Raw genomic sequence first — 22,064 nt, 5'->3', positions numbered from 1 at the left:
GGGCAGACTCGGGCGGGTCCGGGCAGGCATCGGCCCTGTTCGGACCCGCCCGAAGTCCTACCGTGGTGACCGGATCAGCTCGCGGTCTTCCCCGAGCCGGTACCGCCCGCCGAGCGCGAACCCCCCGAACTCGTACCCGCCTGGCCGGTCACCAGCCGGAACCCGGTCGCCCGGACCAGATACTTGAGGCTCTTGTACTGGCCCGTCCCGCCGAGCCGGGGTTGCACCGTGGCGCCCTCGAGCACGATCGGACGCAACCCGCCGCCCGACTCGAACGGCGGATCGGTGGGAGGCTCGTCCGACAACAGGATCACGTCGTAGGACGCCTTCGTGCTGTTCTGCTCGGCCGGATCGGTGACCGGCAGCTTCCACATCTTCAGCCCCGTCACCTCGTCGCGACGCTGCTGCTTCGAACGGCGCGGGTCCTCCGAATACTCCAGATCCGCCACCACAGGCCGGATCTGGTACAAACCCCCCGCGAAAAAGTCATCGGGAGCGGGAAAGCGGACATTCCTCCGCGGATTCTGGTTCTCATTCATTTCAGGCATGACAGACACTTTCGTGTGAGTTCTGGTTGACTTCTGATCGTGATTGACTCTCCGGATGACAGCTGCTAACCGCACCCGGTCAGCGGTCGTGTCACCGTTTGATCCACGACCCGGGCGGACCCTTGTTGATCAGTACAAACGGGAGGTCCCCGTTCCCGGACGCAGCCACAGCCGGAACACCCCGAGACCACACCCGGAACACCCGGACGCGACCCCCGAATATCCACACCGAGGTGACGCAGTGCGCCCTTATGCACTACTCTGGACACAGCAGAACCCTGTTTCTGCGAGGTGAATGACTGGCGACTCCACGGGTAGGGCTGCAACCCGATAATCCTGCGGAGTTTCATTCACGCTGTCCTCCCGGATTCGCGTCCGGGAGGGCAGTCACCCAACTGTTACAGCGACATCGAAGGGGTTCTCGTCTGGCAACACCTCGCTCTCACATCGTGCGGTCTACGTCTGTGACCTGCTACGGGAGCCGATGAACGCGACGCCGCGCCACTCACGTGCCCTCGAGCACGCGGGGTTGTCTTGGAGATCCCCACCCTCTACCAACACACCACCGGACTCGCGGACCGTCAGAAGGCCGAAACCGCATCCAGCGCCACCCAAAAGCAAGGTCGCACCTTCAATCATCCTGCCTTGACGGAAAAGTTCAAGCGATTCCCCACAGGCGGTGGGTACAAAATTTTTGTCCCTGCCCGGATTTGCCACAATTATTACCCGTTGGCAACCGGTGTGTCGGCTTGACAGACGGCCCAGACCGATCTCTTGCCTCTCAGGATTTCTCCAGCAATCCCCGGAACCGTAACTCCTGCACCACCTGTCGCATCTTTCCCAGCTCTTCGTGCAGCTCTACACAATCCGCACCTAGCAGACGCGCCCTCGCTCGCGACGATTCGTTACATCCCCGTTATCGGATCAGCCGTTGCGCCTTCGACATCACCGCCACCGCCAAACGAGCCCCGCACCTCCGTGGGGTGCCCCGTCGCACGATCGACGTTCAACCGGTCCCCGCAGCTCCCTTGCCTGTGTCCCAAGTCTTCCCTCAAGCCCGTAGGCTTCCCACCGTGGGAGCGATGCTCGTCCTATGGGACGTTGACAACACGATGATCGCAAATGGCGGTGTGTCGAAGGATGCATACGCTGGCGCTTTCGAATCCCTGACAGGGATGCCAGCCAAATACCGACCACGCACCGGTGGAAGCACAGACGGACTGATCATGCGGGACTTGGCCGATCGCCATGAGGTAACACTCCCTGACGATAACCGCCGGATCTTTCGCGCGCTTGAGGAGTCATTGCTGGCCCGCACAGCCGACCTTGCCGTACGAGGACGGCCACTGTCCGGAGTCCGAACGGCTCTGGATGCCCTTGCTCAGTTGACCGGTACAGTGCAATCAGTTCTAACCGGCAACATACGATCGAACGCCTTCATCAAGTTGGACACCTTCGGCTTGGCAGGCCCGCCACTGGATTGGGACATCGGATCATTCGGTTCGGACGATCTCCTCCGCGCCAACCTCGTTGGTATCGCGCAGCGGCGGGCTACAGCAAAATACGCCACGCCGTTCAGCCGCGACAACACTGTGCTCATCGGTGATACACCGAACGATGTACAGGCAGGAATTGACGGAGGAGCAAAGGTTTTGGCTGTGGCAACCGGCAGCGATACCGCAGAGGTTCTCGATCGCGCCGGGGCAAACATCACCCTTCCGGATCTAACAGATACCCCGGCATTTCTGGCGGCAATCAAACAGATACTTGAGCTTTGAGGTTGGCGGCCGAAAAGGTGCTCCAAAACTGGGATTCCGTAATCGGCAACGCCGTCTCCCAAACCCTTTCGAACGAGTTGACATACATATCAAAGAAGTCCCCGCCGCGGATATGCCGAAGATGAAGAATCGGAGCCATGTAGCCGTAAGTTCCGTACACATGCTGATTTACCAACATCTGATCGTCGTATCGGAATATCGAATTATAAAGGCACGTTCGATGGAGTGAGAATTCCACACCGGGTGCGCCGACCAGAGGACTGTAGTATGTGAGTGCCATCCGAATACGCGCAGGTATTGCCTCGTATAGTCTCTCCTCCCTTCCCCGTAGGGCCATCTCGGGCGAGTCCGGATCGCCCAGAAGTATTCGAACATTAACGCCATTTTCTGCCTTCTGGCGAATGAGTTCGATTGACTCAGGATTCTGCTCGGGCAGAAAGAGGCTCGCGTTCGCGAAAAGCCATAGCTCTGACTCCGTACTCGTCAGAAGGTCTAGCCACAATCGACGCGGTGTCTCCGCGCGGTGCGGGTAGATGTCCACCACTTCTAGCTTTGTCGCTTGTTTGGTCGGCATATCAAGCTCCGGCCAAAGGAAGCCCACAGCCAACCCAAGAAGATCCGCAGTCTTGTGCGCTGCCCCTCGTCGCGGAACAACTCCTTTCGCCACCCAGCGGTAGACACTTTTTGGATCAAGGCCAACTTGTTCGGCCAAACCTTCAATCGTAAGGCCAGCGTCTGCGATTGCGCCACGAAGACGTTCATTGGGAACAGATTTCAATGGCATTGCGGACCCCCTGGGATGTTTGGGACGTTTGGTCAACACCTTAACGTCCTCCAACGTCCCGCGTATGCGGTACCGACGATGTTCCGGCAGGCGAACTATCGGAGATCAACGCACTCGCTCGGGTTCGTCCTGAACGTCACGATCTTGGGCCGGTGCGCAAGTGCCAACCGACGATTCGCAGCAATGGAGACCACAACGAACAGCAACAGCAGTAGTTTCGTCCCAGGCCAACTCCGCACATCGAAGCAACCTGCGCAGAGCCTGACACCGCAGGAGCGCTATTACGCGGCCTTGAATCGCTGCGAGCGCCAGGGGAATCATCGCCGCGCCGCCGAGCTCCGTTCAGCGGGTCCGCCCGCGCCGCAGTCCGCCGATGGGCTTTCCGGCGAACTGGCCTACTACCGCCACCGCGCCGCCCAAGGCGATCGCGACGCCGCGGATTTCGTCCACCGGCATACGTTCTCGGCCGTTCCTCCGCTACGGGGATAGCCGCCGAACCTATGGCCCTGTCAATGCGAAAGATGTTGTAGCAGTGGGTAATTCACTTCGTGAATACGACCCGCGCGATTTCACGCCGTCGCAGGTGAACGCGGTGGTCGCGTTGGGTCGCGCGGGCAAGCCTCAGACGCTCAGTGAGTTGGCCGAGGTGGGAAACCAGCGCACGCACGCGGTACGGCGGACCGTCGATTGGTTGGTGGCGCGCGGATTGGTGGAGCGGTGGTTTCGTTCGGGGCCGGGGGTGGGGACCGACCCCGAACGATGGATGCTCACCGCCTCCGGACACAGCCTGTTCCGCACCCTCCGCGCGTATCTCCCCGCTCAGGCCGCCCGCAGGCGAGGGCATCAGCTATGAAACCCGGCATCAGGGTTCGTTGCCCTTGCTTCGGATTCGATCGGTGCCGGTAACCACAAACGATCGAAAGGACCTGTGACAGTGAATGTTTCGTATCCGGGCGTCGTCGCCGGTGAGGCGAGGATGGGGGACTATTCCCGACCGCAGATGACCGTGGTCGCGGCGCTGGGGGACGCCGGGGGTCCGCTCACGCTGAAGCAGCTGGCCGGGAACCGGCAGCCGCGCGGAGTCCGCAAGACGGTGAATTGGCTGGTCGCCCACGGCTTTGTCCAACCGCATCCCGACAACACCACACCCGTCACCGAATGGGTACTGACCGACGACGGGCGCGCGTTGTTCCGCCGCATCGTCGAGCGGCGGCAACACGGAAACAGCAGGACACGCACGTGAGCCTGCCTCGCGACCCCGCACCCGATACCGGTCCCGCCCTCGTCGACGCCGAGACCCTGGCGGTTGTTGCCAGCGACCCGACCGGCCGCGAGGTGACAGCACTCGCCGCCCGCGCCCGCGCCGCCGGATATCGCCTCACCCGCGACCGTCGCGCCCCGCATTGGTGGCTGTTGCGCACGAAATCCACCGGGGCACAGGTGCTTTCGGCCTGCGTGCTCGCCCACATCGAGGCATGGCTCGACACCTGACACCAACCACCACCCCCCGTAGAAACCCGTACCTCACGAGAAGGACGCTGTTTTGCCCACTGCCGCACTGAGTTCGGATCTGTTGAAGATCGTCGCCGTCGATGAACCGTGGATCACCGCCGACATGTGCTCGTTCGTCATGGCCGACGAAAAGACCGGTGAGTTGTTGGAGGTCCAATGCCCGGCGTGGAACTGCCAGGCCAACGCCCCGATCGTCGGGAACCGGATCGGCAACCACCAGCGCGCCAAGGAAGAGTTCCGGATCATGTTCGGCCCGTGCCAATGGGTCGGAACCCAGATCGTTCATATCGTCCCGGTCCTCGAGTCCGAACCCGGACCGCTGCCCGACGGCACCGCCTACCTCGCGGTCCTGACCGGCAAGCGCGAACCCGACACACCGATGTTCCGCCTCGCCGTCGCGATGCGCGAACACTGGGCACGCGCGGTCGAAGACGTCACCCGCACCCGGCAATGGAACCCCGCGCACCTGCGCCGCGCCCGGTTGCTGAGCGATTCCCTCACCGACGAAGTCGCCGCCGTCCTCGCTGACGGCCCCGCACCCAAACCCGACGCACCCATGTCCGGCCTGCGCTACGGCGACGAAGTATCCGACCTCGCGCGGTTCGTCGTGCTACTCGCCGTCTCCGAAAAACGCGGCGAACCCCTCGAACCGATCCAAAAAATGATCACCGACCAAACCCGACTCCTCGATCGGCTCGTGACCAACGCCAACGCCGGAGAGACACGCCTGACCGGCACCGGGGCCTACCCGACCCGACCGAAAGGAGGTGACGGTATAGGCGAACCGACCAGCGGCCAGTAACCGCCGCAGACCTGTACTACGGGACAGGCACATTCCAGCGGTGTTCGTGCCGGGCCACCACATTCTTTGTGCAGCCCTTCACACAACCCGGCACGAACGCCACTGTCTCGCAACAGATTTCACCCGACCCCGACGACACCACCCTTATTCGAGCGAGCGGAGAACCTCCGATGCTCTTGTACGAAACCATGGGCCACGCCACCCACCGAACCGACCTCGGAGACAAGATCGCCGTGTGGGAGGTCGATGCCAGCGGCGTACCGCGGATTCTGTTCGTCCACGACCACACCACCGGCCGCCCCGCCTACCGCTGGCCCCACACCCCCTTGCGCGGATTCCCCAGCGGGCACATCTCCTTCGGCCCCGACACCTACCCCACCCTCGCGACCGCGATCACGCTTCTCCCGCAGTACGAGACCACGTTGTGGGAAGCCGTCCGGGCCGAACACCGCGCCACCGACACCAGCCGCGACGAACGGACGAGCTGAATGCAAGCCTGGGAGTCCGACGCCATCTGTCACACCCACCCGCCGGACCTGTGGTTTCCCAACTCGACCGGAGCCCAGCGCAAAGCCGACGCCGCCCGCGCCATCACCATCTGCCGGACCTGCCCCGTGCAATCCCCTTGCGCCGACTTCGCCTTGGTCCACGAAATGCGAGCCGGAATCTGGGGCGGACACGACCTCGGCAACCCCGGCCAACCCCTCAGCCAGAGGAAACGCAAAGCACTCGCCGAGACCGCTGGACGTGAACCATGAACCTCCCACAACGCCAGCCCCGCAGGGACTTTCCCGATCCCACCGCGCCGCTACCGCGACCACCGCAGGACCTCTACCGCCGTCTCGCCGCAGCCCTGCGCAACTGGACGCCCGAACCACGGCCCCCGTCCCCGACCGACCGTGACGGCCCCGGTACCCGAGAATGGACCCCGGAAGAGATCGACCGCATCGCACGAGAGGCAGGACTATGGGCGAATACCGGCCCCACACCGCAGCTGAAATTGCGCGCATGGAGCAGGACCAACACGACCCGAAATGGCTCGCATGGGTCGCACCAGAATTGATGGAAACCAAGCTCCGTAAGTTCTTCACCGACACCGTGCCCGACATGCCCGACGATCCTTGGACCGCCGAGGGACTCGACCACGCCGAACGTGCTGCCCTCGTCTTGTTTCCCACCGTCCAGTCCACGAGGCTGACGGCCCATAAGGACGCGGCGGATCAATTTCACCGGTTCATCGGAGAAGTGTTCCGCCGACGCTTCGAGGGCAAATGGTACAACTCTCCCGAGTGGGACGACTCTGCAAACAGTCATGGTTTCGGTCCAGTCATCGAGGATCAGTTTTCCGACATGTTCGTCACCCCTGTTCCCATGTTGACCATGGCGATTCACCGCGCAACAGGTCAGGAATGGTCACGAATATTCCATCGCGTAGAACATAGTTACCACGAATGGAAACAGAACGGCCGACCGCTCCGCGACACCTCGACCAACTCGCAGTAAATAGAATTTCTTCATAATTTCACCGGGGGGACCCGTGCATGAGTGGAACGATCGGCTAGAGCAGGACTATCGCAGGTACGGCGGTCAGAAATGGATGAAAGGACTTCCTGCCCGCAGTCGCGCGGACTATCTCGCCGCGCGAAATGCCTGGTTACGAGCCAGGCAAATTGGCGATCGTTTCCGGGACGGAATGGCGGCGCTACGCGGACAAACTCCCGATCTGGGCTACGCCAAGGAAGTCCGGCTACCCACGCCGAACGGCGTCCGTGTACATGATCTCGCGAATCGGGATCTCGGCCAAGCATCCGAATACAAATCCGGCCGACTCGACAAGGAAAAAACCCTCCCCCAGCTCGAGAAGGATGAACACTTTCTCGCCCGCGGATGGGCAGTCGACTGGACAATTGTCGAAGGCGCTCGGATAGATAAAGAAGTCCGGCAGAAACTCGAACAGCTACAAGCCCGGTACCCGGGCCTGTTCCAAGTTCACCAAGTGTCACGCGAAAAGCTCCGTTTAGCGCTGACGATATCCAAGCAGCTCGAGAAGAAGCGCGTTGCCAAAGAGAAGGAAGCTCGGAAACTCGAAAAGGCGCAGGAGAACCGCCGCAAGCAGGCAGAAAAGGCGAAAGAGCTTGCCAAGCGGAAAGAAGCTCTCGCCCGCACCGTGCAGCAGACCACCCAGCAAATCGACCTCGGGCGCGAACAAAACCTAGCCGTCGACGCCACCACCGTCACCGAAGCGCACCAATCGGCCAAGAACCAACTCCAATCGGTTCGCAAAGCCGAACGCGCCCAAACCAAAGACATGCTGCGAGGAATCGGCATCCAGGGCGAACACGCCCGCATCATGGAGGAAATCCTTGCCCAGGGCCGGGAGAATCAGCGCCAAGAGCTTGTCCAGGGCATCGAGGCGATCGGCCGGGCCGCCGACCACGAGGCGCAGGCCCAGGCCGCCCGGGAAGCCGCCCTCGCGTGGCAGCGGCAACAGCTGGAACTCGCGAAACAGCGCGGCTACGCGCCCGAGCTGCAAGCGATCATGGAGTTGATGAACAAGGGCAGACCCGCCCCCGGCGTAGCGTTACCCGGTGCCCCCGTCCAGGCCCCGGAGGTCGTCCGCGACGGGCGAGCCAAACAACACGCCCTCGAACTCGAGCGCAACCGCGGCCTCGAACGCGGCCTCGGATGACAGGTCGGAGTGACGCCCCGCGACCGCATGTGCCGGATTCGGTGGCCTCCATGCCCGGGTCCCTGCGCCCGGGGATGCCCGCCCGGTCGCGTCGCTGATCAGGCGGGAGAACCGATCCATCGCGCGAAACCTGTTGTGCCGCAGTCTTGTTGGTTCCTGTGTAGAGATGGGAAGAAGTGGGAGACCCCCGGCAGAAGAAAGAAAAAGGAGAAAAGAAGCCGGAAAAGCCAAACAAGAGAATTTGCCGAATTTCCCTCTACAGAATCAAGAGCGGCGCGCAAGCGCGCCGCCCGGTGCGCCGCCCTACCGCTCCGCTCCCGGGCGGCACCCGGCGCAGATCCAAAATGGAGAACCCGAACCACCATCGCTCGCATCACCAGAGTATTTGCGAGATGCTGCCGCGCCCCTGCGGGGCTTGCCATCCAACACGCCCATCACATTTGCGATCACTCGACTAATCCACTATCTCGGAAAGTAGAAAATAGTCAGGATGTCCTGTACAGATTGCGAAAATTCGACAAACGAGAAACGCTACCCGATATGGGCAAAGACCGGCCCTAGAGTCATTTAGCGGTGATGAGGCCGTAGATCGCCTTCCTAAGCGCCTTCAACCCATTCACTTTCACGGATTCCCAGGACAGAAGTCGCAGGTCTTCAAATGGCTCAGCCGCCGCCAGCGCAGAATTCGAAAATCCACTTCTGGACACTAGCAACATCTTCGCCCCTCGGTACAGCGTTTTTAAGACCTGAAGTTTTCCGAGTACCGCAAAGATTACTTCTGTATCTACCGGCCTTTTATAACTCTTGACTTCGACAGCAATTGCTGCATGTTCAGCTCGGATCAAGATATCCAGTTGGAGAGGCGGGAAATCATCAGGCCTGCTTGAAAATTCCATACTCCACGCGCTGGGCGCAACCTCTTTAATAGCATCGAATACTTCGATCTCGAAAACCCGCCAGGATTCTAAGTTTACCGCTCGTATCTCCGTGAAAGACCAGGAGCCGAATTCGACAGGAGGATAGGACTTGGCATACCGCTGTGAAATTGCCGCAGCTTGGAACAGCTCAATTGCCGGGTCGCCGTCTCGCACATGGACTACCTGGCCTAAGTTTATGTAGTCTCCTACCTCATGAGCTGTCGACTGTACCGCATCGTATACCGCAAGCTTGGAATCCTCTTTGGCCGTTACTACCAAAAACATCCATTGGCTTGCTTCGATTTCGAATGCAAGGAACGCCGCGAGAACTGTAATTCCATGCTTCCACAAGCGCGGTGCGATCCGTTCCGCCTTGGTCATCAGATCGCCTACCAATGACTCTTCACCCATGCCATCACCCCGCTTCTGCGTGCGCTTATTGCTTCGACAAGCTCCCTTGCATCCTGCTCTGTCTTCGTCTCATAGCGGCTTGCTTCAGTCCAGTCTTTCACAACGGCCCAATTTCTTCCGAACCGAGAATCTTTTCCTGCTTTAATTTGTTGGGCCGTAACTAAGTTGGCTTCTTTGAGAAGAGTGGTAAGATCATGAGTCCACGATTTTGATAATTCTTTGTTCGGCATATGAAACTTCTTGATGGACTTAAGTATGCACGCCTTTAACGCGCATTCAACAGCATATCCAGCAAGGTAATACGCACCGGACCACTCGCCAGCGGCTATCAGAGCCTCCGCCTCTCGCAGACGCCGCTTGGCCAAGACGCGCATATCCTCGCTGATCGCTTCACCCCTCGGTCAGGACACAACAATCCTCCGGGGCCAGGCCGGAGACAGCCGAACTATCCTATCCTGCCTGGATGTCGTCCCTGCCAGTTGCCGCCACTCTGCGACCCGGATAGATAAAGCCCTCGGCGTTCGAGCGGTAACCTCTAACACCGAGGGCATCCTGTGACTGACGTCACTGTCTCCCAAAACCCCTGGTAGCCTCCCTATGTAGTCCCGTTTCCGCAGGTCAACTCACTTCCCCTGAAAAGGGGAATTCACCGTGGTGAAGTACTGGACGGCCGCGAGGATCGCGACCGGGGCGGTCACCAGCAGCTGGCCCGCGAGGGTGCCCAGCGCGCCGACGGCGATGATGCCGCCGAGGCAGCCGATGGCGGCGGCCGGGATGAAGGCGCCGAACAGGCCGACGATGGCGGCCGAGGCGACCGTGGCGCCCGCGATGCCGCCGAGCACGCAGCCCACCGCGCCGCCCGCGATGCCGCCGACCAGGGTGCCGATCGTGGCGCCCGCGCTGATGGTGCTGGTCAGGCGGTTCCAGGCGGCCAGCTCACGGTCGTAGGGGGTCTTCCAGGGGGCGACGTCCTCGTAGGGCAGGGCGACCGGCTTGTAGGCCGCGTGCTCGGTGTCGAACCGCGGGGTCAGCACGGCCGTGTGGTCGTGGATCTCCGCGGCGATCGGGAACACGAAATCGTCCACCCGGAAACCCAATTCGGCCCCGGCGACCGTGGTGCCGTCGGCCGCCTTGATCTTGAAGACGCCGTCCTCGACATTCAGCGAGCCGGAGTCGGTGGTGATCGTGACGTCCTTCTCGGTCGCGGTCGACCGGTAGTTCACCACGCCGTCCGCGGCGGGCGCGTCGGGCGCGGCGGTCACGGTCCCCGCGCCGATCGTGATCGTCGTGATCGCCAGGGCCGCGATCACGCCGAATTTGCTCATCTTCACAGGCTTTTCCTCATCATCGGGAGCGAGCGCTCCGAACCTCCATCCGGACACGACATTTCGGACGGTTCGGCAAGCGTCGGGCAAGCGGTGGACGGCGACGAGGGTTCCATGCAGGCAGATTCGAACCAGTGACTCGGCGATCCGCGGCGGCCACCATCAGGCTATGAGTCTGTCGTTCCACTGGTTCCTGCCCACCTACGGCGACTCCCGCAACCTCATCGCGGGAGGCCACGGCACGTCCATGGCGGGCGACCGACCGGCGTCGCTGCGTTATCTCAACCAGATCGCCGGGGCCGCCGAGGAGAACGGTTTCGAGGCCGTGCTCACCCCGACGGGGGCGTGGTGCGAGGACGCGTGGCTGACGACCGCCATGCTGGTGGAGACCACCGAGACCCTGAAATTCCTGGTGGCCTTCCGGCCCGGACTGGTCAGCCCCACGCTGGCCGCGCAGATGGCGGGCACCTTCCAGCGGCATTCGCGCGGGCGGCTGCTGCTCAATGTGGTGACCGGCGGGGAGCCGCACGAACAGCGCGCCTACGGCGACTTCCTCGACAAGGACGCCCGCTACGAACGGACCGGCGAATTCCTGCACGTTGTTCGTGAGCTGTGGCGGGCGCATGAACCGTTCTCGTTCGAGGGCAAGCACATTCGCGTGCAGGACGCGCTGCTGAACAACCGGCCCGATCCGCTGCCGCCGATCTTCTTCGGCGGCTCCTCAGCGGCGGCGGGTCCGGTGGCCGCGCGATTCGCCGACACCTATCTGACCTGGGGCGAGCCCCTGTTCGCGGTGAGCCGCAAACTGGAGTGGATCCGCAAGCTGGCCGTCGACCACGGCCGCATCCTCGACTACGGCCTGCGCATCCACGTCATCTCCCGCGACACCTCCGAGCAGGCATGGGCCGAGGCCGACCGGCTGCTCGAGGCGGTCGATCCCGCGGATATCGCTCGGGTGCAGGCGAATCTGGCCCAGAGCGAATCCGAGGGGCAGCGCCGGATGCTCGAGCTGCACGGCGGCAGCACCGAACGGCTGGAGATCGCGCCGAATCTGTGGGCGGGCGTCGGCCTGGTCCGCGGCGGGGCGGGGACCGCGCTGGTCGGTTCGCACGAGGAGGTCGCCGAACGGCTGATCGAATACTCGCGCCTGGGCATCAAGCACTTCATCCTCTCGGGTTATCCCCATGTGGAGGAGGCGTACTGGTTCGGTGAGGGCGTCCTGCCGATCCTGCGCCGCCGCGGCCTGTGGCAGCCCGCGAACCAGCGCGAAAACCGTACCGTGGCAACGCCTTTCGCCACGGCCAGCGCCAGCAGCAGCTGACTACTTCTTCGCGGCGGCCTTGGCCTGCTTCTTGAATTCCCGGACCTGGGACAGCGATTCGGCGTCGCGGACGTCGGCGACCGAGCGGTGCGAACCCTCCTCGCCGTAGGCGCCCGCGGCCGCGCGCCAACCCGGCGCGTCGACGCCGAGTTGCTTGCCCAGCAGCGCGAGGAAGATGCGAGCCTTCTGGTCGCCGAAGCCGGGCAGCTCGCGCAGCCGCCGCAGCACCTCCTTGCCGTCCGGATCGCCCGCGGTCCACAGGTTCTCGGCCTTGCCGTCGTAGCGGTCCACGATGAACCGGGCCAGCTCCTGCACCCGCCGCGCCATCGACCGCCCGTACCGATGGATGGCCGGCGGCGTGGCGGCCAACTCCTCGAACCGCTCCGGATCGGCCTCCGCGATCGCGCGGACATCGAATCCGCCCATCCGCTCGGCCAGCTTCCACGGCCCCCGGAACGCGTGCTCCATCGGATACTGCTGATCGAGCAGCATCCCCGTCAACAGCGCGAAGTCGTCGCTCGACAGCAGGGCGTCGGCCTGCGGCTCCTGCGCGAGGCACAGTTTGCGGCTCACCATGCTCCGATCATCCCAGAGGGGGTTCGACCCCCGCGAGGGCGGGCGGTGACACATGTCACAGTGCTACGCGCCCGTAGGGTTCGGGCCCGGTTATGGTGTGGCCATGCCCGAACCCATGGCTCTGAGTCTGCGTCCGGACCGTTTCGATCGGGACGGCCGGGACCAGCTCATCGACGTTCGTGATCTGCAAGCGGCGCTGCCCGGCATCCGGCGGTTGCGGCACTGGGCCCACGAGGCCCTGGCCCTGCGGCCCGGCGAGAGCGCGGTGGACATCGGCTCCGGCACGGGGTCGGAGGTCATCGCCTTCGCCGAGGCGGTGGGTCCGGCCGGGACCGCGATCGGGGTGGAACCGGATCCGAATCTGCTCGCCGCGGCCGAGCGGCGGGCCGCCGAGGCCGGATCGGCCGCGCGCTTCGTGCCCGGTGACGCCTACAACCTGCCGCTCGGCAGCGACAGCTACGACGCGGCGTTGTGCGAGCGGGTGTTCCAGCATCTGACCTCGCCCGCGCGGGCGACCGCGGAGATCGCCCGGGTGCTGCGGCCGGGCGGGCGGGTGGTGGTGATGGACAGCGATTGGGGCACCGCGATCGTGCATCCCGGGGACCGGGGCGTCGTGCGGGAGGTCATCGAGACCCTGATCGGCAACACCACCAATCCGTTCTCGGGCCGTCGCCTGCCGGGTCTGCTCACGCAGGCGGGGCTGGTGATCGACGAGGTGGGCTCGCACGCGCTGGTGCAGGACCGGGCCGTCGGCGCGGGTTCGCTGCTCGCCCGAATCTCCGCGATGGCCGTCGCGCGCGGGGCCGTCACCGAGGAGCAGCGGGAGACGTTGCTCGCGGAGCTGGACGCCGGGGCGCGCAGCGGCGACATCCATCTGTCGGTGACGATGTTCGCGGTGTCGGCGCACAAGCCGAACTGAACGGATCCGGGGGTCCTCGGACCCCCGGACTCCGAGGTGTCGCCTACTCGCCCAGATACTTCTCGGTGGCCGCGAGCAGGACGCAGGTGGCCAGGCCGTTCATGGCGGCCTCGAGGTCGGGGAGCTCGGGGAAGCTCGGCGCGATGCGAATGTTCTTGTCCTCCGGGTCCTTTCCGTACGGGAAGGCGGAACCGGCGGGAGTGAGGGCGATGCCCGCGGCCTTGGCGAGCGCGACCACGCGGGTGGCCGTGCCCTCGAGGACGTCGAGGCTGATGAAGTAGCCGCCCTTGGGCTCGGTCCAGGAGGCGATCTTGGAGGCGCCGAGGCGCTCCTCCAGAATACGCAGCACCAGCTTGAATTTCGGCTCGAGCACCGCGCGATGCCGCTGCATGTGCGCGCGCACGCCCTCGGCGTCACCGAAGAAGCGCACGTGCCGCAGCTGGTTGATCTTGTCGGGGCCGATGCTCTTCTTGGCGGCGTGCTTCAGGTACCAGTCCAGGTTGGCCCGGGAACCGCCGATGAAACTCACGCCGCCGCCCGCGAAGGTGATCTTCGAGGTGGACGCGAACACGAAGGGCCGGTTGGGATTTCCGGCCGCGGCGGCCAGGCCCAGCACGTCGAGCACCGGATCGGCGGTATCGGTCAGCGGGTGCACGGCGTAGGCGTTGTCCCAGAACAGGCGGAAGTCCGGTGCGGCGGTCCGCATCGAAACCAGTTCGCGCACAACCTCTTCGGAGAAGGTGACGCCGGTCGGATTGGAGTAGTTCGGCACCGCCCACAGGCCCTTGATCGCCGGATCGGCGGCGACCAGTTCGGCGATGCGGGCCACGTCGGGACCGTCGTGGTTCATGGCGATCGGAATCATCTCCACGCCCAGCGATTCGGTGATCGCGAAGTGGCGGTCGTAGCCGGGGCACGGGCACAGGAACTTCACCGGCTGATCCACCCAGCGACGGTCGGAGTCGGCGGTGCCGTGCAGCATCGCGTAGACGATGACGTCGTGCATGAGCTCGAGGCTGGCGTTGTTGCCCGCCAGCAGGTTGTCCACCGGAATGCCGAGCAGCTCGCCGAAGATCGCGCGCAACTCCGGAAGTCCGTGCAGCCCACCGTAATTGCGGCAGTCGGTGCCGCTGGCGTCGCGGAAGTCGTCGGCCCCGGGCAGGTCGAGTAACTCCCGGGACAGGTCGAGTTGTTCGGGCGAGGGCTTACCTCGGGTGAGATCCAGCGTGAGCTTCTCGGTCTTCAGAGTCTCGTAGTTCGCGGTCTGCGTCTCGTGTTCGGACACGAGTTCCGCGTGGCTCATCAAACCGATCTGCGTTTGCCGGGGCATCCTGAGCAGCCTTTCAAGCAGCGAGGTACAGGGTTTGCGGACCGCGGCTTCTGGCGGCGATCCAGCCGCCCACGTTACTCGGTGGCAAGTCGGGGATGCGAGAGAATAGGGGACCCCGCGCACCCGGCAGAGCCCGTTGACCCTTGCTGCCTTCCGGCCCTGGGGGGGTTCACAGGATGCGCGCCGCGCGGGATCCGTGGGCCAGTGTAGCGGTCCGCGGGAGAGCGCGTCGCCACCCCCCACGGTCGCCCCGCGACGTGGGAGATCGGAGTAGTTACGATCGGTCGGACATTTTCGAGGGGGCTTCCGCGCCACGACCGGAGGATGAGCAAGTGACAGGAACCAACCCGGGCCACCCGCAGAACGGGCACGGCAACGAAACCCAATGGTGGTCGACGCCGCCGGCCAGCACCAGCCCGGGCACGCCGATCACGGGAGCGGAGCCGACCGTCATGGGCGGCCACCAGGGCCCGGTCACCGGCGCGGATCCGACGGTACTGGGGGCGGGCTTCGACAACTACCAGGCCGCGCAGCAGACCTACGCGCAGCCGAGCTATCCGCCGCAGCCGTACGCGCAGCCGCCCTACGGCGCGCCGCCCGCCTACCCGAATCCGCAGTACCCGCAACCGAACAAGGGCGGCAACACCGGCTGGATCATCGCGGGCGTGGTCGGTCTGGTCGTCATCGTCGGCGTCGTGATCGGCGCGGTGGCGCTGACGAGCAACGGCGGCGGGAAGTCCGTCGTCGGACCCGACAAGAAGAAGATCGACGGCAACTACGCGATGACCAACGTGACCAACGCGTGCACGCTGGTCGATCCGACCGTGCTGCGCAAGTGGGCCCCGAATCAGAAGGGCCAGCCCACCCACACCGAACGCGCGCCGCACGAGGACTTCGGCGGTGGTTCGCTCAATTGCCGGGCGAGCTACGACGGCGCCGGGAAGTACGGCAGTCAGGGGTCGGATCTGACCCTCGACGTCAGCTTCCAATCCCAGTACGGCACACCGGAATTCAACAGCTGGAAGGACTACGACACCAAGACCACCGGCAGCGGCCGGGCCTCGGGCGCCATCGCGGGGCTCGGCGAGCAGGCCTACTACGCCACCTACGAGCAGTCCTACAGCAGCTTCGTGGACTACGACTACACCTGCGCGGTCCTGGATTCCAACATGTCCGCCAAGGTGAAGTTCTCCATCCAGACCACGGCCGCACCGGACAAGGACGACCTCGCCACCACCTGCAAGGACCAGCTCAAGAAGGTGCTCGCGGGCCTGCACAAGTAACCCTGACCTGCCCAATTTCGAGTCATCCGCCGCCATTGGGTATATTGCTCGACGGAGGATTCGCCTAGTGGCCTATGGCGCTCGCCTGGAACGCGGGTTGGGTTAACGCCCTCAGGGGTTCAAATCCCCTATCCTCCGCCGAGGTGGACGCCTCCGACCGGTAGTGCCCGGTCGGAGGCGTTTTCCGTCTCGGTCCCGACAGGAACACATGACGCTCACGATTGCGCGGCACATCGCAGCCGCCCCCGACGACCGGCGCGTCGCCGACGACCTCGCGGCGGAGCTGCTCGAGCAGATCGACCGGCTCGAAGGCTCCCCCGCCCGGCTCGAGGCGGCCTTCGACGCCGCCTTGACGCATCTCCAAGCCCGCTGCCTGATCGATCCGCGGGCCGCCGAGGCCGAGACCTGGGAGTCGATCCTGAGCGCGATGCGGCTCGGCTCCGCCCTGTTCGCCGTCTCCGGACCGCGCGCCCACACCACCCCGGACAACTGGCTGACCGCCTTCTGGCTGGCCGTCGTCTGCCGCGACGCCCGCCGCCTGATCCGGCTCTGCGAGATTCCGGTGGACTGGTTGCGCTCGCCCACCCCGGACACCGACGAATTCGTCTTCCATTGGATCGAGGCCCTGCAAGCCCTCCTGCTCGGAAAGCCCTGGGCCACCCAATTGGAGAACGCGATCGCCCTGTCCTATCCCGAAATCGCCACCCTCGCCCCCCGCGACCTACTCCAATTCCTGCTCTATCCGCCCATCACCCTCTTCCACGCCCTCACTCGCCGCAACGCCGCCGAATTCAACGAGGCCCTGATCGACGCCCTCCAGCTGCACCGCGAATACTGGGCCGTCAGCGAGGACCAGGCCAACGACCTCGACGGCGTCCTCTCCCTCCCCGTCCTGGGCCTGGCCTGCCTCGCCCGCGAGGCCGACCTCCCGATCGAGGTGGAATCCGACTATCTCCCGAAACACCTGTTGCTCGGCACCTGGGTGGACGAGTCCGATACCTGAACCGTGTTTCGCGTCCGCATGCCCGGGTACCGACGAGACGCCACGATATGAGTGGCTTCCGCTCCACCAGATCAACGTCGATCCAGAAGGAGAGGATTCATATGGCAATCGCCAAGAAAATCGGTGCGGTCTCCGCGGTGGTGGCCGCTGTGAGCGTGCCGGCGCTGCTGGCCGCACAACCGGCGGGCGCCGAACGAATCGGTGGTTGGTGCCCGGCGAGTGTGATGCGGTTCGAGACGAACCCGCTGGGAATGCAGACCGTGCCGGTGAACGCGAACTTCGACGCGGACATCGGGCATTGTGCGGGTACGCCCGCGGGCGACACCAAGTTCCACGCCAACTTCGCCGGCAACGGCAGCTGCAACGACGCCATCGGGCAGGTGGAGGGCACGCTGGCGTGGGCCAACGGTCAGATCAGCCGGGTGGCCGGGCAGTGGCACGTGCCCGGTGGCAACAACCCGCCGCCGGTGACCAACACCCTCGAGATCCTGGACGGACCGGGAGCGGGCGGTGAGGTGCACATCGATCAGGGCCCGGTCGACGCCTATCCGCTCGGCGGGCCGTGCATGAACGGGACGGCCACCAACGGCCAGATTCCGATCTCGACCGTCCACTTCAACTAGGGTGCGGCGGTCTCGGGTGCCCGGCGCGCGCGGCGCCGGGCACCTGGCATGTCAGTCGCGAAGGGCCGCAACGACTTCGGTGAGCGAATCGGCGAGCAGCGCGGCGTACCGGTCGGCGTCGACCACGGCGGGATCGGCGTGCACGGACACCGTGACGGTGTCGCCCAGCCCGTGCACCCCGTGGGTCAGGTGCATGACCGATCCGATCGCCGGGAAACCCGCCGTGAAACGCACCGCGCCGCCCGCGAGAGCGAGATCGGCGGGACCGCGGTACACACTCGAGACGACCGTGTGCGCGCCGAGCGTCTCGGGTACGGCGTCCAGCGGATAGGTCGCGACATCGCGACGCAGGATCGGGGCGGGGATGACATCGGTGACGCGATCGGGCGCGGTCAGCAGCGGATGCAGCGCGCGGGCGCGCCGCCGGGCGAGGGTGGCGGCGATCAGCTCGGCGCGGCGTCGCGGATCCGGTTCGCCCGCTTCGAGTTCCACGGCGAGATCGCGATAGTTGTTGCGCGCCTTGCCGTCCGGTTCGGGTGACGCCATCGGCACCTGCGCGGCGAGAGCGTCGCCTGTGCCGAGGTAGCGCGCCAGGGCTGGGCCGACAGCGGTCAGGACGGTCACCGTCACGGTGTGCCCCGGTATCCGCAGATCGTCGCGGACCAGCATGCGCACGGCGTGTGCGCGCGGCTCGGGACCGCGATTCAGCGGTGTCGGGGGTACCTGCGCGGCGGGCGCCGGAATCGTACCGCGGGCGGTTCGCTCGGCCAGTTCCCGGCGCGTCCGTTCGGCGGCGAGTCCGCGAAACATGGTGCGGCCGAGGTTTATCGGAAGTATCGCCAGCGAGATCGATTCCGTCGCAGCGTCTTTGAGCCAGCTAAGGGGAGACGGGCGAAGACCACTCGCTGAGCCCGGGTCGATACCCGCTGGCGAGGAAGCGGAGAACAGCTCCCGAGCGATGGCCGCGGCGCGGCGGCCGTCGGCGAGCGCGTGCGACAGCTGCAACACCGCCACGGTGGCGGGCTGGGACCCGCGCGGCGCGTCCCGCACCTCGCGCATCAGATGCAACCGCCAGGCCCGCTCATCGGCCTGCAACGTCTGGCCCACCACGTTCTCCAGCGCCGCGACGAGATCCGCCCACCCGGGGCCCGCGGCGTGCTCCACCACCTGATCGTCCGTCACCGCCCGGGGCGCCCACTCGGGAAAGGCGAAGCGCCGCTCGCGAACCCGCACCCGGAGGTCGGGGATCCGCGCCGCGCGCTCGAGCACCCACGCCCGCAGCTCCGCCGTCGGCAGCCCGGTCTCGTCGAAGCAGTACAGCAGGAACAGGTCGTTGCCCGTCCGCCGCGACAGCCAGTATCGGGTCGCGTCCCGCGCGGACATCCGGTGCATCCGACGACCCTAACGGTCCCGCCTCCCGAACCGGCGCAAAGCCTTACGGGCGGGATGTCCGAAATGCTACCGTGTGTAGTAGCAGATACCGATCCAATCCCGGTTTGGGGGGTGACTGCCATGGCAGTTACTAACGGTGCTCTCGGTCGAACCGTTGCGCGGCAGGCCGATTCGATGGACAGCCGCTACACCGCGGCCGCTTTCGTCAAGAGATCCATCAACAAGGTGTTCCCGACGCACTGGTCGTTCCTGCTCGGAGAGATCGCCCTGTTCAGCTTCGTCATCCTGCTGCTGTCGGGGGTGTATCTGACGCTGTTCTTCGATCCGTCCATGACCGAGGTCGTCTACCAGGGCTCGTATCAGCCGCTGCGCGGGGTGAGCATGTCGCGGGCCTACGAATCGGCGCTCGGCATCTCCTTCGACGTGCGCGGCGGGCTGTTCGTGCGGCAGATACACCATTGGGCCGCACTGCTTTTCGCGGCCTCGATGATCGTGCACCTGTGCCGGATCTTCTTCACCGGCGCGTTCCGGCGGCCCCGCGAGGCGAACTGGGTGATCGGGGCGATCCTGCTGATCATCGCGATGTTCGAGGGCTTCTTCGGCTACTCGCTGCCCGACGATCTGCTCTCCGGCACCGGGCTGCGGGCGGCGTTCTCCGGCATCACGCTCGGGATGCCGCTGATCGGAACGTGGTTGCACTGGTTGATGTTCGGCGGCGACTTCCCCGGCGACATCATCATCCCCCGGCTCTACATCGCGCACGTGCTGCTGTTCCCGGGCATCATGCTGGCGTTGATCGGGGCGCACATCGCGCTGGTCTGGTATCAGAAGCACACCCAGTTCCCGGGGCCCGCGCGCACCGAGCGCAATGTCATCGGCGACCGCATCGTGCCGGTGTTCTCCATCGATCAGACCGCGTTCTTCATGTTCACCCTCGGCGTGCTGGCGATCATGGGCGGGGTGCTCCAGATCAATCCGATCTGGAATCTGGGGCCCTACAACCCGTCTCAGGTGTCGGCGGGCACCCAGCCCGACTTCTATCTGATGTGGACCGACGGCTGGCTGCGCCTGTTCCCGGCGTGGGAGGGCTACCTGTTCGGGCACACCATTCCGGGCGCGGTGTCGGCGGCCGTCATGATGCCGATCATCTTCGGGGTGCTGATCGGCTATCCGTGGATCGAGAAGCGGCTCACCAAGGACGACGCGCACCACAACCTGTTGCAGCGTCCGCGCGACGTCCCGGTGCGAACTGCGGTGGGCGCCATGGCCTTGACGTTCTACGTGGTGTTGACCCTGGCCTGCGTCAACGACATCATCGCCTACCGGTTCGACATCTCGCTCAACGCGACCACATGGGCGTTCCGCCTCGCGCTGCTGTTCGGCCCGCCGCTGGCCTACACCGCCGCCTACCGGTTGTGTATCGCGTTGCAGCGCAGCGATCGCGCGGTGCTCGAGCACGGCATCGAGACCGGCATCATCCGGCGGCTGCCGCACGGGGAGTACATCGAACTGCACCAACCGCTGGGCCCGGTCGACGAGCACGGCCATCCGATCCCGCTGGAATACCAAGGGGCGGCGGTGCCGAAGAAGATGAACCGGCTGGGCCTGTCGGGCAAGCCGGGCAACGGCAGCTTCCTGTTCGCCGACCCGGCCGAGGAGGACCGGCAGCTGCGCGAGGTGGACCGAGATCAGGAGCATCAGCAGTTGGTCGCGCTGCGGAGTCGGCAGCGGGGTGGGGAGTAGACCGCGGGCGGAGCTGCGAAGGCCCCGAGTCGTGCGACCCGGGGCCGGGTTTGACGAAACTACGGTCGAGCGGTCAGGCCCGCCGGAATTCCCCCTCGGTCACGCCGGACATGAACGCGTCCCATTCGCCGGGGGCGAACGCCAGCACGGGTCCGGCGCCGCGGTCCTTGGTGTCCCGCACGGCGACATTGCCGTCCCGGAGGAACGCCACTTCCACGCAGTTCCCGTCCGGCCCGCTATGTCTGCTCTTGCGCCACTGCGCACCCTCGTAATCAACCTTCACAGGACTGACTCCTTTGCTGCGTCGAGAACGATTATTTCCTGGCATCGTTGGTACTGAATCGCGCCTAAGGTGCAGGCGCACTGTGCATTCGCTGTGCACGTCCACTTAGTGCACCTATGGGGTTTGCCCCCGGTATGCACCCTAGCAGGTTTCGCCTATCCGGCATCGATTAGTTTTCTTCCACAAACTTGGATCTCGCACAAGTAACGAATCGGACAATTGTTTGCGAGCCTATTGCTACTAATTGGTAGGACGATGTGGGCAAACTCCGAATTAGAAATATTTCACTTTGTCGTTCGGTATGGGGGACAGCGCATTTCACGCGGGCGCGACCGGGGTGGATCATGGGCTACGTGGTGCAACGCGATCGAGACGAGGGCGGCCGTGCCCGGAATGCCCGTCCCCGCGACCGTCTGGGCAGGCCGCTGCCGCCGGGCAGTCCCGGGGTCGAGCGAATTCCGGACGATCTGGACCTGCCGCCCGAGGAGACGCTGGTCTTCGCGCAGCGACTGCTCGACGACGGGTACGCCTTTCACGCGCACGAGGTCCTCGAGGCGGCGTGGAAGAACGGACCGTTCGCCGAACGAATGCTGTGGCAGGGTCTGGCCCAGTTCGCCGTCGGCCTGACGCACATCCAGCGCGGCAATCCGAAGGGCGCGCGCACCCTCCTCGACCGCGCCGTGGGCCGATTGCGGGCCGCAAGCCCTGCTCCCTACGGCGTCGATGTCGCAGGTCTGGTGGATTTTGCCGAAGGACTACTGGACGAACTGGACACCGGCCGCGAAATCGATGAAGCGCGCTTGCGTCCGCGTCTACGGGGCTGAA

The 22,064-nt window shown here is 64.8% G+C and carries 25 protein-coding genes, 1 tRNA gene and 1 other RNA gene; 17 read left to right on the top strand and 10 right to left on the bottom strand.

Going from position 1 to position 22,064, the window contains the following annotated elements; translation table 11 throughout:
- Positions 1 to 74 precede the first annotated feature (74 nt).
- On the bottom strand, positions 75 to 449 hold the full coding sequence (locus ACFYTQ_RS10080) for a hypothetical protein (protein WP_387358881.1): 375 nt from the start codon (positions 447 to 449) through the stop codon (positions 75 to 77).
- A 1,181-nt stretch (positions 450 to 1,630) separates the two neighbouring features.
- On the opposite strand from ACFYTQ_RS10080, the gene ACFYTQ_RS10075 reads away from it, so the two are divergent.
- On the top strand, positions 1,631 to 2,326 hold the full coding sequence (locus tag ACFYTQ_RS10075; protein WP_387359210.1) for an HAD family hydrolase: 696 nt from the start codon (positions 1,631 to 1,633) through the stop codon (positions 2,324 to 2,326).
- Here ACFYTQ_RS10075 and ACFYTQ_RS10070 read toward each other — a convergent pair.
- Positions 2,304 to 3,149, bottom strand: coding sequence for an XRE family transcriptional regulator (locus ACFYTQ_RS10070; protein ID WP_387358879.1), 846 nt, complete (start codon positions 3,147 to 3,149; stop codon positions 2,304 to 2,306). The two genes, ACFYTQ_RS10075 and ACFYTQ_RS10070, sit on opposite strands and share 23 nt — an antisense overlap.
- Positions 3,150 to 3,642: 493 nt before the next feature.
- Here ACFYTQ_RS10070 and ACFYTQ_RS10065 point away from each other — a divergent pair, with 493 nt between their 5' ends.
- From ACFYTQ_RS10065 to ACFYTQ_RS10030, 8 genes are all read left to right on the top strand, one after another.
- Positions 3,643 to 3,963 (top strand): MarR family transcriptional regulator, encoded by a 321-nt coding sequence (locus ACFYTQ_RS10065; RefSeq protein ID WP_387358877.1) that lies wholly within the window; start codon positions 3,643 to 3,645, stop codon positions 3,961 to 3,963.
- A gap of 81 nt (positions 3,964 to 4,044) precedes the next feature.
- Complete coding sequence (locus ACFYTQ_RS10060; RefSeq protein WP_387358875.1) at positions 4,045 to 4,353, top strand: hypothetical protein; 309 nt, start codon at positions 4,045 to 4,047, stop codon at positions 4,351 to 4,353.
- Positions 4,350 to 4,601 carry a hypothetical protein gene (locus ACFYTQ_RS10055; RefSeq protein WP_387358873.1) on the top strand — a complete coding sequence of 84 codons (252 nt, stop codon included), beginning with the start codon at positions 4,350 to 4,352 and terminating at the stop codon, positions 4,599 to 4,601. The genes ACFYTQ_RS10060 and ACFYTQ_RS10055 overlap by 4 nt, the downstream gene beginning before the upstream one ends.
- A 52-nt stretch (positions 4,602 to 4,653) precedes the next feature.
- Positions 4,654 to 5,424, top strand: coding sequence for a hypothetical protein (locus ACFYTQ_RS10050; RefSeq protein WP_387358871.1), 771 nt, complete (start codon positions 4,654 to 4,656; stop codon positions 5,422 to 5,424).
- A 170-nt stretch (positions 5,425 to 5,594) separates the two neighbouring features.
- The gene (locus ACFYTQ_RS10045) at positions 5,595 to 5,912 is read left to right on the top strand and encodes a hypothetical protein (RefSeq protein ID WP_387358869.1); all 318 of its coding nucleotides are present in this window, start codon (positions 5,595 to 5,597) and stop codon (positions 5,910 to 5,912) included.
- The gene (locus tag ACFYTQ_RS10040; RefSeq protein ID WP_387358867.1) at positions 5,913 to 6,182 is read left to right on the top strand and encodes a WhiB family transcriptional regulator; all 270 of its coding nucleotides are present in this window, start codon (positions 5,913 to 5,915) and stop codon (positions 6,180 to 6,182) included.
- Positions 6,183 to 6,390: 208 nt separating this feature from the next.
- The gene (locus tag ACFYTQ_RS10035) at positions 6,391 to 6,927 is read left to right on the top strand and encodes a hypothetical protein (RefSeq protein WP_387358865.1); all 537 of its coding nucleotides are present in this window, start codon (positions 6,391 to 6,393) and stop codon (positions 6,925 to 6,927) included.
- A gap of 34 nt (positions 6,928 to 6,961) precedes the next feature.
- The gene (locus ACFYTQ_RS10030) at positions 6,962 to 8,113 is read left to right on the top strand and encodes a hypothetical protein (RefSeq protein WP_387358863.1); all 1,152 of its coding nucleotides are present in this window, start codon (positions 6,962 to 6,964) and stop codon (positions 8,111 to 8,113) included.
- Positions 8,114 to 8,676: 563 nt separating this feature from the next.
- Here the strand turns inward: ACFYTQ_RS10030 and ACFYTQ_RS10025 are convergent.
- The 3 genes from ACFYTQ_RS10025 to ACFYTQ_RS10015 all read right to left on the bottom strand — a co-directional run bounded on the left by ACFYTQ_RS10025 (position 8,677) and on the right by ACFYTQ_RS10015 (position 10,772).
- Positions 8,677 to 9,441: a restriction endonuclease gene (locus ACFYTQ_RS10025; RefSeq protein ID WP_387358861.1), complete on the bottom strand. Its 765-nt coding sequence runs from the start codon at positions 9,439 to 9,441 to the stop codon at positions 8,677 to 8,679.
- Positions 9,420 to 9,806 (bottom strand): HEPN domain-containing protein, encoded by a 387-nt coding sequence (locus ACFYTQ_RS10020; protein WP_387358859.1) that lies wholly within the window; start codon positions 9,804 to 9,806, stop codon positions 9,420 to 9,422. The genes ACFYTQ_RS10025 and ACFYTQ_RS10020 overlap by 22 nt, the downstream gene beginning before the upstream one ends.
- Positions 9,807 to 10,064: 258 nt before the next feature.
- Positions 10,065 to 10,772 (bottom strand): hypothetical protein, encoded by a 708-nt coding sequence (locus ACFYTQ_RS10015; RefSeq protein WP_387358857.1) that lies wholly within the window; start codon positions 10,770 to 10,772, stop codon positions 10,065 to 10,067.
- Between the two features lie 163 nt (positions 10,773 to 10,935).
- Between ACFYTQ_RS10015 and ACFYTQ_RS10010 the strand changes: the two genes are divergently transcribed.
- A complete protein-coding gene (locus ACFYTQ_RS10010; RefSeq protein ID WP_387358855.1) occupies positions 10,936 to 12,087 on the top strand; it encodes an LLM class flavin-dependent oxidoreductase in 1,152 nt (383 codons plus the stop codon).
- Here ACFYTQ_RS10010 and ACFYTQ_RS10005 read toward each other — a convergent pair whose 3' ends face one another.
- Entirely contained in the window at positions 12,088 to 12,663 is a 576-nt protein-coding gene (locus ACFYTQ_RS10005; protein ID WP_387358853.1) for an HhH-GPD-type base excision DNA repair protein, read from the bottom strand. It lies immediately after the preceding gene.
- A gap of 103 nt (positions 12,664 to 12,766) precedes the next feature.
- Between ACFYTQ_RS10005 and ACFYTQ_RS10000 the strand changes: the two genes are divergently transcribed.
- Positions 12,767 to 13,582 (top strand): methyltransferase domain-containing protein, encoded by an 816-nt coding sequence (locus tag ACFYTQ_RS10000; protein ID WP_387358851.1) that lies wholly within the window; start codon positions 12,767 to 12,769, stop codon positions 13,580 to 13,582.
- 43 nt (positions 13,583 to 13,625) lie between these two features.
- On the opposite strand, the gene ACFYTQ_RS09995 is transcribed toward ACFYTQ_RS10000, so the two are convergent.
- Both ACFYTQ_RS09995 and ffs read right to left on the bottom strand, forming a co-directional pair.
- A complete protein-coding gene (locus ACFYTQ_RS09995) occupies positions 13,626 to 14,912 on the bottom strand; it encodes an aminotransferase class I/II-fold pyridoxal phosphate-dependent enzyme (protein WP_387358849.1) in 1,287 nt (428 codons plus the stop codon).
- A 104-nt stretch (positions 14,913 to 15,016) separates the two neighbouring features.
- An RNA gene (gene ffs, locus ACFYTQ_RS09990) (signal recognition particle sRNA small type) lies at positions 15,017 to 15,111 on the bottom strand.
- A 133-nt stretch (positions 15,112 to 15,244) separates the two neighbouring features.
- Here ffs and ACFYTQ_RS09985 point away from each other — a divergent pair.
- From ACFYTQ_RS09985 to ACFYTQ_RS09970, 4 genes are all read left to right on the top strand, one after another.
- Entirely contained in the window at positions 15,245 to 16,195 is a 951-nt protein-coding gene (locus ACFYTQ_RS09985) for a hypothetical protein (RefSeq protein WP_387358847.1), read from the top strand.
- A 53-nt stretch (positions 16,196 to 16,248) separates the two neighbouring features.
- A tRNA-Ser gene (locus tag ACFYTQ_RS09980) sits at positions 16,249 to 16,333 on the top strand.
- A 70-nt stretch (positions 16,334 to 16,403) separates the two neighbouring features.
- Positions 16,404 to 17,198 carry an immunity 49 family protein gene (locus ACFYTQ_RS09975; RefSeq protein ID WP_387358845.1) on the top strand — a complete coding sequence of 265 codons (795 nt, stop codon included), beginning with the start codon at positions 16,404 to 16,406 and terminating at the stop codon, positions 17,196 to 17,198.
- A 101-nt stretch (positions 17,199 to 17,299) separates the two neighbouring features.
- A complete protein-coding gene (locus ACFYTQ_RS09970) occupies positions 17,300 to 17,821 on the top strand; it encodes a hypothetical protein (protein WP_387358843.1) in 522 nt (173 codons plus the stop codon).
- Positions 17,822 to 17,872: 51 nt separating this feature from the next.
- Here the strand turns inward: ACFYTQ_RS09970 and ACFYTQ_RS09965 are convergent, their stop codons facing one another.
- The gene (locus ACFYTQ_RS09965) at positions 17,873 to 19,213 is read right to left on the bottom strand and encodes a hypothetical protein (RefSeq protein ID WP_387358841.1); all 1,341 of its coding nucleotides are present in this window, start codon (positions 19,211 to 19,213) and stop codon (positions 17,873 to 17,875) included.
- A 120-nt stretch (positions 19,214 to 19,333) separates the two neighbouring features.
- Between ACFYTQ_RS09965 and ACFYTQ_RS09960 the strand changes: the two genes are divergently transcribed.
- A complete protein-coding gene (locus ACFYTQ_RS09960) occupies positions 19,334 to 20,956 on the top strand; it encodes a cytochrome bc complex cytochrome b subunit (RefSeq protein ID WP_387358839.1) in 1,623 nt (540 codons plus the stop codon).
- 73 nt (positions 20,957 to 21,029) lie between these two features.
- Here the strand turns inward: ACFYTQ_RS09960 and ACFYTQ_RS09955 are convergent, their stop codons facing one another.
- Positions 21,030 to 21,239, bottom strand: coding sequence for a DUF397 domain-containing protein (locus ACFYTQ_RS09955; protein WP_387358837.1), 210 nt, complete (start codon positions 21,237 to 21,239; stop codon positions 21,030 to 21,032).
- Positions 21,240 to 21,592: 353 nt separating this feature from the next.
- Between ACFYTQ_RS09955 and ACFYTQ_RS09950 the strand changes: the two genes are divergently transcribed.
- Positions 21,593 to 22,063 carry a DUF309 domain-containing protein gene (locus ACFYTQ_RS09950; RefSeq protein ID WP_387359208.1) on the top strand — a complete coding sequence of 157 codons (471 nt, stop codon included), beginning with the start codon at positions 21,593 to 21,595 and terminating at the stop codon, positions 22,061 to 22,063.
- Position 22,064: the final 1 nt, after the last annotated feature.

The sequence above is a fragment of the Nocardia sp. NPDC004068 genome (assembly GCF_042874315.1).
In the GTDB taxonomy this organism is placed as follows: domain Bacteria; phylum Actinomycetota; class Actinomycetes; order Mycobacteriales; family Mycobacteriaceae; genus Nocardia.
The sequence above is the reverse complement of the archived record's forward strand: the minus strand, read 5'-3'. Positions and strand labels throughout refer to the sequence as shown.

What these genes read in the sequence shown, in the direction of transcription:
- ACFYTQ_RS10010 (WP_387358855.1), top strand. Translation starts at nt 10,936, where the DNA reads ATGAGTCTGTCGTTCCACTGGTTCCTGCCCACCTACGGCGACTCCCGC.
- ACFYTQ_RS10000 (WP_387358851.1), top strand. Translation starts at nt 12,767, where the DNA reads ATGCCCGAACCCATGGCTCTGAGTCTGCGTCCGGACCGTTTCGATCGG.
- ACFYTQ_RS10035 (WP_387358865.1), top strand. Translation starts at nt 6,391, where the DNA reads ATGGGCGAATACCGGCCCCACACCGCAGCTGAAATTGCGCGCATGGAG.
- ACFYTQ_RS09995 (WP_387358849.1), bottom strand. Translation starts at nt 14,912, where the DNA reads ATGCCCCGGCAAACGCAGATCGGTTTGATGAGCCACGCGGAACTCGTG.
- ACFYTQ_RS09965 (WP_387358841.1), bottom strand. Translation starts at nt 19,213, where the DNA reads ATGCACCGGATGTCCGCGCGGGACGCGACCCGATACTGGCTGTCGCGG.
- ACFYTQ_RS10045 (WP_387358869.1), top strand. Translation starts at nt 5,595, where the DNA reads ATGCTCTTGTACGAAACCATGGGCCACGCCACCCACCGAACCGACCTC.
- ACFYTQ_RS09970 (WP_387358843.1), top strand. Translation starts at nt 17,300, where the DNA reads ATGGCAATCGCCAAGAAAATCGGTGCGGTCTCCGCGGTGGTGGCCGCT.
- ACFYTQ_RS10040 (WP_387358867.1), top strand. Translation starts at nt 5,913, where the DNA reads ATGCAAGCCTGGGAGTCCGACGCCATCTGTCACACCCACCCGCCGGAC.
- ACFYTQ_RS10025 (WP_387358861.1), bottom strand. Translation starts at nt 9,441, where the DNA reads ATGGGTGAAGAGTCATTGGTAGGCGATCTGATGACCAAGGCGGAACGG.
- ACFYTQ_RS09975 (WP_387358845.1), top strand. Translation starts at nt 16,404, where the DNA reads ATGACGCTCACGATTGCGCGGCACATCGCAGCCGCCCCCGACGACCGG.
- ACFYTQ_RS10005 (WP_387358853.1), bottom strand. Translation starts at nt 12,663, where the DNA reads ATGGTGAGCCGCAAACTGTGCCTCGCGCAGGAGCCGCAGGCCGACGCC.
- ACFYTQ_RS10075 (WP_387359210.1), top strand. Translation starts at nt 1,631, where the DNA reads ATGCTCGTCCTATGGGACGTTGACAACACGATGATCGCAAATGGCGGT.
- ACFYTQ_RS09960 (WP_387358839.1), top strand. Translation starts at nt 19,334, where the DNA reads ATGGCAGTTACTAACGGTGCTCTCGGTCGAACCGTTGCGCGGCAGGCC.